This is a genomic window from Paenibacillus sp. EB106-06-01-XG199 (assembly GCF_058791575.1).
Window position 1 is genome coordinate 119,384 of the sequence record NZ_JBYTDQ010000005.1, and the last position, 12,969, is coordinate 132,352.

Genomic DNA, 12,969 nt, shown 5'->3' on the forward strand with positions numbered 1-12,969 from the left:
GATAAAAGGGGCGCCTCACTCCACCGGGTAGCGCGGCAGCTCTACGATGACTGAGGTTCCCTTGGTGAATTCGCTCTCGATGCGCAGGAGGCCGCCATGCAGTTCGATAATTTCCTTGCAGATGGCAAGGCCCAGTCCGCTTCCAGACTGGCGTGATCTGCCTTTGAAGAATTTGGTCCCGAGCTTTGTGAGGTCGTCAGCTTCGATGCCTTCCCCGTTGTCCGTGACTGTGATGATAATTAGGGTTTCATTTAAGTCCGCCGTGAGGCGGACCTCCCCCTGGGCAGGAGTGAATTTGAAAGCATTGTCCAGCAGATTTACAAAAACCTGCTTCAACCGGTTGAAATCGCCGTCCACGGGCAGCGGCTGATCGGGAATATCGGCATAGAGCCGGATTTGTTTGGTCTGGCCCCGGTACCTGAACTGCAGCAGCAGATCCTCAAGAAGACCCCTTAGGTCATAAGGCTGGAGCGAGACCTTTATCTCCCCAGCCTGGAATTTGGAAAAATCCAGCAAATCCTCGACCAGACCGATCAGACGATCTGTTTCCCCGGTCATTACCTCAAGACCCTGCAGGGTCTCTTTTTTATCAGACAAATCACCCACAAGCAGCGTTTCGCCCCAGCCTTTGATCGAGGTAAGGGGAGTGCGCAGCTCATGCGTGACGGAGGAGATGAAATCATATTTAATTTTTTCGCTTTTGATCATTTCCTCTGACATGTAATTCAGTGTGACCGCCAAGGTGCCGACCTCATCGTCATACCGCTTTTCCGCCCTTACGTCAAAGTTTCCGGTGGCCATCTCTTTGGCGACAGAGGTTAATTGCTGAATAGGTCCCACAATCCGTTTAGCGATAATCAGGCTGAGTACGAAGCCAAAAAGAATGACGAGCAGCCCGACCCAGGCGGCATTCAGGACAATGTTGATAATAACGTCGTAGAGGGGCTCTGCTGAAACAGAGTAGCGCAGTACACCAATGTTCTCCCCGGATTCCCTCAAAGGAATGGAAACGGCCATTATCCGTTCACCGTTGAGAGGGGTAATACTCTGATAGGTCCCCTTGCCGCTGATCAAAGCATCTTTGACATCAGGGGTCTCAATATGCTCCGAGCTTGCGAAGCCGAATGAATTGATAATGACATCACCTGCCGGACTGAGCACTTCAACCTTGCTGCTCTCTTCAGTCGAAAGATTCTCCAGAATGTACCTGGCCCGTTCATTGATCGAGTAGCCCTCCAGATACTTGTTGAAAAAGGTGGCGGAGGTGACGGCCCGGGAAGACAGGGTCTCCATCGCGCTACCCAGGTAGTAGTAATGGACTGCTACAATAAATACCCCCTCCAGCAGCAGGACGATCAGGAGCAGAACAATGGTGATATAGACGATAAGCCTAGACCTGATTCCCTTCAGCAATGTTAGACCCTCCATAGATAGCCGAATCCCCAGACCGTTTCGAGGTATTGTGGTCCGGAAGAGCCCTGCCCGATTTTTTGGCGGATTCGGCTGATATTCACATCTACAATCTTAAGCTCTCCCATAAAATATTGCCCCCATACGGAGGTTAGAATATCATCACGGTTCATGGCCTTGTTAGGCTGCTCCATAAGCAGTTTGACGATGGAGAATTCTGTGGGCGTCAGGGGAATCTCGAGCTTGTCTTTCAGTAACTTGCGTTCATCCAGCATCAGTGTAAATGGAGGAAGCTCGATATGGTTCTCTTGTGCGGACACTTCTCCCGGATACATCCGCCGGTAGAGCGACCGGACCCGGGCAACCAGCTCAACCGGACTGAAGGGCTTAACCACATAGTCGTCTGCACCGGATTCCAGCCCCATCACCTTATCGACTTCCTGGCTTTTGGCAGTCAGCATAATAATACCAAGCCGGGGGAACATGCCCCGAAGGCCTTCACACACCTCGAAGCCGCTGACACCGGGAAGCATCAGGTCCAGAATAGCAATATCAAAATCCTTCTGATCCCGGGCGGCAGCCAGAGCCTCTTCGCCTGTGGAGGCTTCGACAACTTCGAAGCCCGCACGCTTAAGGTTAATAAGCAGGAAATCGCGTATGGGCTTCTCATCTTCCAGTACCAGCACTTTCATGGGTGCCCTCCTTGTCATACCTATTGCTGGGGCTTCTGCGGCGTACCGGCCAGCTGCTGCACTTCGTCAAGCGTCAGCTTTAGCTGTTCATACTCCTGAAGGGAGGAGCCGGTCAGCTTGCCGGCTGCATCTGCAGATGGAAGAACAGCAACAAGCACGGTTGGCGCAGTACTATCCTCCGTATTTTGCAGCTCATACAGCAGTTTATAGGTTGCGTTCTTCGCCAGCAGTGCCGCTTCGGCAGTCTGCCAATCCTTTTTGGAGATCTGGCGCAGCTCCAGAAGCGGGGCCTGCTCAGCAGACGCTGCATTGGTGTAGTTAAACTGGATATGCTCCCAAGCCGTAGGGGATTCCTCCGGGGCCACCAGCTTGTATTTACCGGTCCAGGATTGCGGAATGTGGAAATTGTAGCCCCATCTGTCGAAATGCTCCTCCACAAACTTCAGTCCCGATTGCCCATCCCACTGATAATATTTGGTGATAAAGGGAGTGGCCAGCGGGGAAAAGCTCTCTGTACCCGCAGGAGGAACAAGGAAACCGATCTCGACAATGCCATCACCGTTAATATCTGAGCTATACAGCGGGTAATCCTTGATCGCCATATTGTTCTCACCCAGCAAACCGGTTGCTTCCGAAGCAAGTGGCCTCAGCACAATATCCCTGCTGTCTGCCAATTCGTCACGCTGATAATCCTCTGTTGCAAGTATATCAATAAATTTGCCATTTTCCCAAGTCAGCAAAGAAGTGTAGGAGGAATGTGCACCAACCGCCGCATCAATGATCAGGGCGTTTTTGGATGGCGCTGCTTTTGTAAACAAGGCTTGGAACACATACCCGTCGATGGTCTGGTCAGACAAGGTCTGCAGCTTGCCGTCATGAAGCCGGATTACCTGCAGGTGGGATTGCGGCTGGGTGTCCGTGGTGAACGTTCCCTGGATCAGGGCGATATCAGTCTGACCTTCATTGGTCAGATTGCCGACAACCAGCTGGTCATAAGGCTGCTTGAGCTTTTCGGTCAGCTCACCACCACTCAGACTGTAGACGGACAGTTCCTTGCTCAAGCCTTCGCCGCCGCTGAACCCGAGCAGCATATCCGCTGCTCCGTCTGCGGTAACATCTATAAACTGTACGTAATCCAGCTCACTGCCGACTCCCGTAATCGTAGTCAGCTTTTTCCAGTCGGCGCCGGGTTTGGACAATACGAGGGTATTGATTTCATAATCCGTTTTGTCCGTCTTATAGAAGGCCAGAATTTCATCCTGACCATCCTTGTCGAGATCCTGCAATTGAATGGCACTGCCGGATTCGGAATTGATGGGCACCGTCAGGTGGGCATTCGCCGGAAGAAAAGACTTCACAATACTTGTAATGGTGCCATCGGCACTGCCCTGCGAAGGGGCCCGGAGTAGATCACTGGGAGTCTTGGGTGCACCGCAGCCTGCAGCAATAATGGATAATAAGAGAAGGGCGCTTAGGCCTGATTTGTTCATAAGATATAATCTCCTTTAGTTCATCTGTGGCTAGTATATCCCAACCTTTCGGCAAAGTAGTTTCAAAATGGTAAAGGCTAAAGGAGTCTGTTTGGATAGTGCCTTGTATATAAGGGTCCAGCAAAAAGCTAGAGCAGCGGCGGATCGGTCATTATTATTCCTTGAAGTAACCCCTCATAAAACGCTCTGACATCCATCTGCTCGGGCAGCCCCGAAACTCCGCCGTCTCCCAGCTCTACAATAATCCAGCTTCCCTCTGCAGTTTTGGCGATGTCCATGGTGAAGAAGCGGCTTGTAATCGTGCGGGCAATTTCCATAAAAGGGGTCAGATCCGGCTGATCCTCATCGTAGGTAACATCATCCCAGTAATTCAGAAAAGCTATGATTTGATGATCCAGAAAAAATATCCGGTATTCCTTGGAAAGCGGCATGCCGCTCTTATCGTGTGATTGCAGGTACTCCAGAGGAACGAATTCACGGATAACAATTCCTTCGCTCAGTCCAGCCCCCTGTCTTTCGATGAAGTTCCACACCACCCGCTGTACATTGCCGTGGTCTGAAGCATCCGGGATATAGCAGGCATCAACCCATTCGTGCTTTCTTGACTTCACATAGTCCTTGACGATTAAAGGAGATTCGCCGAATACGGTGATTTGTTCGAACAGCTCCTCCCAGTCGGCGGGCTTGCTTGGACTTGTACGCCAAATGGTGCGCGGTGTCAACGATGCGATCATCGAATAGGAGTAGGGCAAGTAGTGACAGTGAGCATAGGCGGTAGGGTCATTGATGAGTTCAATATTCTTTGATTGGAGTGCATGGTAGAGCTGCTCATAATGCTGCGGCTTCATCATCCAGCCCCGGTAAATTGCAGATTCCATAGAGAGTGCGGGTGTAATCTGCCGGATGGATCGGGTAGCCTGGCCTTCCATTAAGGCCTCCAATGAAACAAGCTCCGTCTTGGAGCCGGCAGCTTGAGCTGCGTGCCACTCCGTTTCATAATCCATGTCAACTCTCTTGGCATCCAGCGGATCCTGGCAGAAAATAATCCTCATAATAATCTTCCTCATCCTTCAAGCTAGTTTACCTTCCATTATACTCTCTTTGGTAGCTCTGCGAAGCCAGCATGCTCAGCAACTTCGAAAATCAGGGAACCGGGACATATTGGCGGGACAAATGCCCGCAGCTCACGAGCAGCTATAAGCATTCAGTGTGTGACATAAGTTAATTACAGATTTTATTTGCAAACTTATAATTATTTGGCATCAGATAAATAAGGGGATGAAAAGCAGAAAATGAAGAGGGGCGCCGTGTTTTACATTGTAGCAGGAATGATTGCAATTACTCTGCTGTCTAATTTTATTGCGTATCGTTCATTACCGGACCAGATGGGAATACAGGTGAAATCATTCCAGTTCAAGGCTGATGATTTCACAAATTATATTCCTAAGCGGGTATTCCTTTTCTTGATACCGGGTATTCAAATTGTTGCATCTATTTTTAGGGGAGAAAGGAAATCTAAGACCTCTCTGTTAGTGTTAAACACGATTTTAGTAATTGTGAACAGCTTCACCATTTATATAAATCTTTAGCTATATCCACTCCGGCAGTTTTGCAAGCCAGTAGGAGATATATGAAGAAACAAAAGCATCCCTTACGTGAAAGGGATGCTTTTGTTGAATGTAAGCGTTTATAGGTTCCACAATATAAAAGGTCCTATTATTTCTTCCTGCGAGTATCAGCTAATATTCGGGGTGGAATCTCTAATGATCGGTTTCGTGTAGATATGAGAGACCTGATAGGGCTGCTCTGGATGGGTGATGCGTGACAGCAGTATTTCGGCTGCTTTGACGCCCATTTCATTACTGTAGATATGAACGGTGGTAAGATGAGGCTCAATAATTTTTGATTCCGGGCCGTTATCAAAACCGCAGACGACAATATCACCGGGAATGGAATGATTCAGATTCTTCAGTGATTTCATAAAGTTTACGGCGATGTAATCGTTCGCACATACAAAAGCGGACGGGAGCCCGGCAATGTCATTCAATCTTTCATCCGCCCAGCCGGGGCTGGAGAAAAAGAGATTATCCTCATCGAGAACGCACTGGCCGGGATCGAGCGGGATTCCAGCCTCGGTCAGAGCACGATTAAAACCTACCCATCTTTCATTAAAGCTCCGGCAATGATTATAATCCCCGATAAAGCCCAAGGTTTTGTAACCGCCCTCAATCAACTTTTTGGTAAGCTGATAGGTACTGTGTTCGTTCTCCATTAACAACACGTCCGCCCGGAATTCAGGGTAGCAGACATGTGCGGAACAGTCGATGAAAATGGTCGGGATCTCAAGGCTTGTAATCAGGTTGCTGTATTCCAAGTTAAACAGCTCAATACATATGATTCCGTCCACATTGGATACATCGAAATTGTTAGGGAGGGACAGAGATTTCTGTTCAATCTCCCGGATGATGTGAATGGATAAATTATATCCTTCCGCGCTGATCCGCTTTTCCAGGCCGCTGATCAAAGTCGATCCAAAATGCGAAGTGTTCGGCAAATTCTCTGTTAATAAAGCAATGTTTCTCGAGCTCTTTGGCAGGACACTTTCGGTTTCCATTAAAGAAAACTGCTTGTATTTCAACTCAATTGCCTTTTTGATCACTTTATTTCTGGTTTCTTCAGGCAATCCCTCTGTTCCGTTCAAGGCTTTGGAGGCCGTGTTTCTGGAGATTCCCAGAGCATCAGCGATATCCTGTATCGTTACTTTTCCCCGTGCCATATATGTAATTTCACCTCTATATTATTGTTTTCTTTCACTCTGCAAATAGCGATCGGATACGCTTCGCTTTACTCCCTTAAATGTATAATAGTTTTCTCAAAATAGCAACGTTAATTTTACAAATGCACAATGTATTTTACATTATGTAATAATATTGTTTGGTGATTATTTCTGCTTCGTAACTTGAAGTGAATATATTAAGTTGAATAAATGCTATTTTTCTAAGAAAAACCTCCTGTTTATCAATTTTGACAATATTTTCAGGATTTTAGAGGCAAGATAATTGTCAAATGAACAAATATATTTTTACAAAATGTATTGACTCACGGAGAAGTCTTTGATAAATTGTAAATGAAGAAGGGCGCGAACGTCAAAATGTAAGCCTTTCACTGATGAAAAACATTGTATAAGAATGGAGGTCAAGGCATTGCATAACTCAATTGAAGTGGATCACAGAAAACTGGTGACGGGGCGGAAGATTTCCCTGTTTGAATATTTGAAGAAACATTACTTCCTTTATTTAATGCTTGCACCGGCACTGATCCTGACCCTTATTTTTAAATACGGTCCTATGTATGGTGCGATTATTGCCTTTAAGGATTTCAGCCCAATCAAGGGAATTATGGGAAGCGAGTGGGTAGGTTTTTACAACTTCGAGAAATTCCTGTCTTCCCCGAACTTCGAAGTGATTTTTATGAATACGCTTAAATTAAGTTTTTTCGGCCTAATCCTGAGCTTCCCTGTTCCTATCCTGCTGGCCTTGATGCTCAATCAGGTTCGCCGGGCCGGAGTCAAAAAGAACATACAGTTATTCTTGTATGCCCCTAACTTCATATCCGTCGTTGTCGTGGTCGGTATGTTGTTTATCTTCCTGTCCCCGACAGGACCTATCAACCAGCTTTTTAGCTGGGCTACCGGTGAACCGGTGATGTTCATGTCCCGTCCGGAATACTTCCGCTGGATCTATATTCTTTCGGATATATGGACGGGTGCGGGATGGGCCTCCATTATCTATGTTGCGGCTCTTGCCAATGTGGACCCTGAGTTACATAACGCAGCCAATTTGGATGGTGCTAATCTTCTTCAAAGAATACGTCATATTGATATTCCGACCATTCGTCCGATTATGGCCATTGTATTTATCCTTGCCGCGGGCGGCATCATGTCGATCGGGTTTGAAAAGGCTTATCTCATGCAAACGGCAACGAACATGCCAACCTCTGAGATTATTCCGACGTACGTTTACAAGATTGGTTTACAGTCCGGTGACTATGCATACTCAGCCGCAGTAGGACTATTCAACTCTATTATCAACATCGTCCTGCTCATTACGGTGAACTTCACGGTGAAGAAACTAAACGAGGGCGAAGGTCTTTTATAGAAAGGAGCAACAAGTCATGTTCATTAAACATTCCCGGCTGGACCGCTTTATTCTTGTGCTGAACGCCACCTTTTTGACCCTTGCTGTATTGATTGTGGTGCTTCCGCTCATTTATGTAGTGATTGCATCCTTCATGGATCCGTCAATCCTGCTTAGCCAAGGGCTGTCGTTCAAAATTTCGGATTGGTCATTGGATGGTTATAAGATGATTCTTACCAATCCGGCGATGATCCGAGGATTCGGGAACGCTGTTTTTTACGCCTCTTCCTTTGCCATTCTTACCGTTCTGGTCTCGATCTGTGCGGGGTATGCCTTATCGGATGACCGGATGAAGGGTAGAGGTTTCTTCATGACAGTGTTCCTCTTTACGATGTTCTTTGGAGGAGGACTGGTCCCGACTTATCTGCTGGTTAAGAATCTGGGGCTGCTGGATACGGTCTGGGCTGTAATCATTCCTGGGGCGGTCAATGTATGGAATATTATTTTGTCCAGAACATTCTTCAAAGGCGTGCCGAATGAATTGAAGGAGGCGTCCAATGTGGACGGAGCTTCAGAAATGAGGATTTTCTTCAGCATTGTATTGCCGCTCTCTAAGCCGATCATCTTCGTGCTTGCGCTGTATGCCTTTGTCGGCCAGTGGAATTCTTACTTTGATGCCATGATTTATCTGGATAATCCGAACCTTCACCCGCTGCAGCTCGTGCTTCGTTCCATCCTGATTCAGAATCAGGTAGATCCCGGCATGATCGCTGACCAGATGGCTATGGCGGAAATGAAACGATTGTCTGAAATCATCAAGTATGCCGCGATCGTTGTCTCCAGCTTGCCGCTCATTATTATGTATCCGTTCTTCCAGAAGTACTTTGAAAAAGGTGTCATGGTCGGTTCCATCAAATAGGACACGGCTGCACATAGATAAAGTTCTTTCAATCCTATTCACTTTGGAGGTCATATCCTATGAAAAGATCAAAAAGATCAAAGGTGTTGTCAAAAGCTGCTTCTGCGTCTGTACTTGCTTCATTTATGTTCCTTGCCGCATGCGGCGGCGGGGGAGGGAATGCTGCCGGTGAAAAACAGGATTCAAGCGGCAAAGTCACCTTGAACTTCATTACCCAAAGCTCCCCGCTGGCACCGGCCGATCCGAACGAAAAGCTGATTAATAAACGTCTCGAAGAAAAAACGAATGTGCATATTAACTGGAAAAGCTTCACCAAAGACGTGTTTGTGGAAAAAAGAAACCTGGCTGTTGCAAGCGGTGATCTCCCCGATGCTATTTTCAATGCCGACTACAGTGATTATGAGCTGCTGAAGCTTGCTAAAGACGGTGCTATCGTGCCACTGAATGATCTGATCGAGCAGAATATGCCCAATTTCAAAAAAGTGCTCGAAGAAGCCCCTCAATACAAAAGTATGATTACGGCACCCGACGGTAAGATTTATGCATTTCCTTGGATTGAAGAGCTTGGGAACGGAAAAGAAAGAATTCAGGCTGTAGACAGCATCCCTTGGATCAACGTGGAATGGCTTAAGAAGCTGGGTCTCGACATGCCGACAACCACGGAAGAATTGAAAAAGGTGTTGATTGCCTTCAAGACACAAGATCCGAACGGCAACGGTCAGGCAGATGAAATTCCCTTATCCTTTATCAACAAGCCGGGTGCGGAAGATATAGCATTCCTCTTCGGTTCGTTCGGATTGGGAGAGAATCCCGACCATGCGGTCGTAAGCAATGAAGGCAAAGTGATATTTACGGCTAAGGAAGAAGGCTATAAAAAGGCGGTGTCCTTTATCAATGACCTTTATAAAGAAAAACTCATTGATATTGAAGCCTATACCCAAGATTGGAGTACTTACCTGGCCAAAGGCAAAGATCAGAAGTACGGCCTCTACTTCTCTTGGGATAAAGCCAATATCTCCGGAGCAAACGCTGCTTATGAAGTGATGCCGCCGCTCGCAGGTCCGGATGGCGAAGTCAACGTAACCAGAACCAACGGTCTCGGCTTACACCGCGGTAAGATGGTTGTGACAAGCGCCAATAAAAACCTGGAAACGACAGCGAAATGGGTGGATCAGCTGTATGATCCGATCCAATCTGTGCAGAACAACTGGGGAACCTACGGGGACGAGACACAGCAGAACATCTTCGAATTTGATGAAGCAAAAGGAATGCTGAAGCATTTGCCACTGGAAGGCGCTGCTCCTGTGGAGCTTCGTGAGAAAACAAGTATCGGCGGGCCGCTGGCTATCCTTGATTCCTACTATGGCAAATATACGACCATGCCGGATGATGCCAAAGGCCGTATGGACATCATCAAGAATATCATGGCTCCAAAGATGAAAGCAGAGAACGTAATGCCGAGCGTATTTCATTCGATTGATGAGCTTGACCGCCTGACGACGATTGAAACCGACTTGTTCGCCTATGTACTCAGAATGCGTACAGAATGGTACCAGAACGGAAAAGTCGATGCACAGTGGAATGATTATTTGAAGGAACTGGACCGTCTTGGCCTGCAGGAATGGCTTGAAATTAAACAGGCAGGCTACGACAGAGCGACGGGAAAGTAAATATATAAAAAAATATATATAAGCTGAACTAAAGTACACCTAGAGGCGAAAGCGGCGGAGGGGAAGTTTGGAACTGTAGGAGCGTAAGCGTTCGCCTTTAGGTTTGGATTTCTACCGCGATGAGCGGTTCAAATCAGGAAATCCAAACCTAACAGCGGCCGGAAGTCCAAACATTCCCCGCAGTCCGCGTACTACGCCAATTGGATAATCTAAAGTTCAGCTTATCCAGGAGCAAAGGAGAAATCATAATGTCAGCTATTACAAAACAAAATTACCGGGGTGCTTATCATTTTTCACCCAAAGAAAAGTGGATGAACGATCCAAACGGCTTGGTATATTTCGAGGGAGAATATCATTTGTTCTTTCAGCATCATCCCGGCGGAATGACCATGGGGGACATGCATTGGGGCCATGCGGTCAGTAAGGATCTGGTGACCTGGGAAGAGCTGCCGATCGCGCTGGTGCCGGATGAACTGGGCATGATTTTCTCGGGAAGCGCCGTTGTCGACTGGAATAACACGACAGGATTTTTTGAGGATCAGCCGGGGCTGGTAGCCATTTTTACCCATCACTTGGACATGCCGGAAGGACAACCTGCCGTTCAGCGTCAAAGTCTGGCCTATAGCAAGGACAAAGGCAGAACCTGGACCAAATATGAAGGGAATCCGGTGCTTGAACAGGATAAATTTATTGATTTTCGTGATCCTAAGGTGTTCTGGAACAAAGAGAAGAGCAGTTGGGTGATGATCGTAGCCTGTGGTCAAACGGTAGGTCTGTATCATTCTCCTGATCTGATCAACTGGACCTTTGCCAGCGAATTCGGCGAGGGCATCGGATCTCATGACGGTGTGTGGGAGTGCCCGGATTTGTTCCAGCTGGCTGTTGACGGAACCAAATCGGATACCAAATGGGTAATGCTTGTCAGTATTGGTGCAGATCCCGCTTTTGAGGAAGGCTCAAGAACGCAGTATTTCACGGGTGACTTTGACGGAGCTGTATTTACTCCTGACGAAGAGTCCCGGAGCATCCGCTGGCTCGATTACGGCAGAGATAATTATGCCGGTGTGAGCTGGTCCGATCTGCCCGAGGAAGACGGAAGACGCCTGTTTATCGGCTGGATGAGCAACTGGATGTATGCCCGCCAGACGCCGGCGGAAGGGTTCCGCGGAGCAATGACGATTCCCCGGGAGCTTTATCTGGAATTAAGGAACGGGCAAACAATACTCATTCAGAAGCCTGCAAAAGAACTGGAAGCCGCGCGTATCCCGGTCCTTTCCCTGAAAAATGTCTCTGTTCAAGAAATTAATGCAGCCTGTGCCAAGCTTCATCTTGAGGCTTACGTTATTGAGGCGGAGGTCGCTCATGGGACATCTGCCGGCTTTAAAGTAAAGGTAGGTGCAAAGCAGCAAACTGTGGTCGGGATTGATACGCAGACAGAAGAATTGTATGTAGACCGGACAGCTTCCGGGAAGCATGATTTCCACAAATTGTTCCCGGGACGCCACTCTGCGAAGCTTACGGCACCGGGCACAGCCTATGATCTGCATATTTATGTGGACCGTTCCTCCGTTGAAGTGTTTAGTGGTGGAGGCCAGGCAGTTATTACAGATCTCATTTTCCCTGAACCCGAATCTACCGGTCTTGCTGCGTTTGCCGACAATGAAGAGGACTTGTTCCTTTCGCTGGATATCTACAATCTGGCTTCATCTACCGCAAACGGCAGCAACCAGTAACCGGGAGGGTTAAGTGACATGCGTATAGGAGCAATTGAAGCAGGCGGGACGAAATTCGTATGCGGGGTCGGGGATGAAAACGGGAGATTTGAACATCGGATCAGCTTTCCGACCGAACATCCGGATCAGACCTTGCCCAGAGTCATAGAGTATTTTCAAGACAAAGGGGTAGAAGCGATGGGGATTGGATCATTTGGTCCAATTGACATTCGCCAAGACAGCCCGACCTACGGTTACGTTACGACAACACCTAAGCCGGGGTGGGGAAATTACGATCTGCTCGGGACTTTAAAGCAAGCCTTTCCGGTCCCGTTCGGCTTTGACACTGATGTGAATGCGGCGGTATATGGCGAGGTGAAATGGGGGGCTGCTCAGGGCCTGTCAAGCTGCTTGTACATTACTGTAGGCACGGGCGTTGGCATCGGTGTGTATTCGGAAGGCCAATTAGTTCATGGTCTTGTACATCCTGAGGGCGGGCATCTGTTGACGAGGCGCCATCCTGAAGATGATTTCGTTGGTAGTTGTCCTTACCATGGGGACTGCCTTGAAGGGATGGCGGCAGGTCCTGCTATTGAAGCTAGATGGGGGAAGAAAGGGCACGAGCTTCCGGTGGATCATAGGGCTTGGAAGATGGAAGCCTTCTACATCGCCCAGTCCATAACGGGTGCTATTCTACTGCTCTCTCCGCAAAAAATAATTTTGGGCGGCGGGGTTATGCAGCAGTCGCAGCTGTACCCGCTTATCCGGGAAGCAGTGCTCCTGAACCTGAACGGTTATGTCAGTTCAAGCGCCATTCTGGACCACATGGATGAGTATATTGTTTCTCCGGGCCTGGGCCAGCAGGCGGGATTAGGTGGCGCTCTCGCATTAGGACTCACAGCATGGAATAATCGGGTTTCTTCTATATAATACAGCAATA

Annotated in this window: 10 protein-coding genes; 5 read left to right on the plus strand and 5 right to left on the minus strand. The window is 48.0% G+C overall.

The window, feature by feature from the left end; translation table 11 throughout:
• Positions 1-15 precede the first annotated feature (15 nt).
• From AC3WT9_RS19055 to AC3WT9_RS19075, 5 genes are all read right to left on the minus strand, one after another.
• A complete protein-coding gene (locus AC3WT9_RS19055; protein ID WP_341096215.1) occupies positions 16-1,413 on the minus strand; it encodes an ATP-binding protein in 1,398 nt (465 codons plus the stop codon).
• 2 nt (positions 1,414-1,415) lie between these two features.
• Positions 1,416-2,102: a response regulator transcription factor gene (locus AC3WT9_RS19060; RefSeq protein WP_341096214.1), complete on the minus strand. Its 687-nt coding sequence runs from the start codon at positions 2,100-2,102 to the stop codon at positions 1,416-1,418.
• A gap of 20 nt (positions 2,103-2,122) precedes the next feature.
• Entirely contained in the window at positions 2,123-3,592 is a 1,470-nt protein-coding gene (locus AC3WT9_RS19065; RefSeq protein WP_341096212.1) for a VCBS repeat-containing protein, read from the minus strand.
• A gap of 128 nt (positions 3,593-3,720) precedes the next feature.
• Positions 3,721-4,644, minus strand: a complete 924-nt coding sequence (locus AC3WT9_RS19070; RefSeq protein WP_341096210.1) for an ATP-grasp domain-containing protein — start codon at positions 4,642-4,644, stop codon at positions 3,721-3,723.
• A gap of 683 nt (positions 4,645-5,327) precedes the next feature.
• A complete protein-coding gene (locus AC3WT9_RS19075; protein ID WP_341379761.1) occupies positions 5,328-6,368 on the minus strand; it encodes a LacI family DNA-binding transcriptional regulator in 1,041 nt (346 codons plus the stop codon).
• 523 nt (positions 6,369-6,891) lie between these two features.
• Here AC3WT9_RS19075 and AC3WT9_RS19080 point away from each other — a divergent pair.
• The 5 genes from AC3WT9_RS19080 to AC3WT9_RS19100 all read left to right on the plus strand — a co-directional run bounded on the left by AC3WT9_RS19080 (position 6,892) and on the right by AC3WT9_RS19100 (position 12,959).
• Positions 6,892-7,749 carry an ABC transporter permease gene (locus AC3WT9_RS19080; RefSeq protein WP_341097779.1) on the plus strand — a complete coding sequence of 286 codons (858 nt, stop codon included), beginning with the start codon at positions 6,892-6,894 and terminating at the stop codon, positions 7,747-7,749.
• 16 nt (positions 7,750-7,765) lie between these two features.
• Positions 7,766-8,647, plus strand: a complete 882-nt coding sequence (locus tag AC3WT9_RS19085; RefSeq protein ID WP_341096205.1) for a carbohydrate ABC transporter permease — start codon at positions 7,766-7,768, stop codon at positions 8,645-8,647.
• Between the two features lie 59 nt (positions 8,648-8,706).
• Positions 8,707-10,317 carry an ABC transporter substrate-binding protein gene (locus tag AC3WT9_RS19090; RefSeq protein ID WP_341096204.1) on the plus strand — a complete coding sequence of 537 codons (1,611 nt, stop codon included), beginning with the start codon at positions 8,707-8,709 and terminating at the stop codon, positions 10,315-10,317.
• 248 nt (positions 10,318-10,565) lie between these two features.
• Positions 10,566-12,050, plus strand: coding sequence for a glycoside hydrolase family 32 protein (locus AC3WT9_RS19095; RefSeq protein WP_341379760.1), 1,485 nt, complete (start codon positions 10,566-10,568; stop codon positions 12,048-12,050).
• Between the two features lie 18 nt (positions 12,051-12,068).
• On the plus strand, positions 12,069-12,959 hold the full coding sequence (locus AC3WT9_RS19100; protein ID WP_341096201.1) for an ROK family protein: 891 nt from the start codon (positions 12,069-12,071) through the stop codon (positions 12,957-12,959).
• The last annotated feature ends 10 nt before the right edge of the window (positions 12,960-12,969 follow it).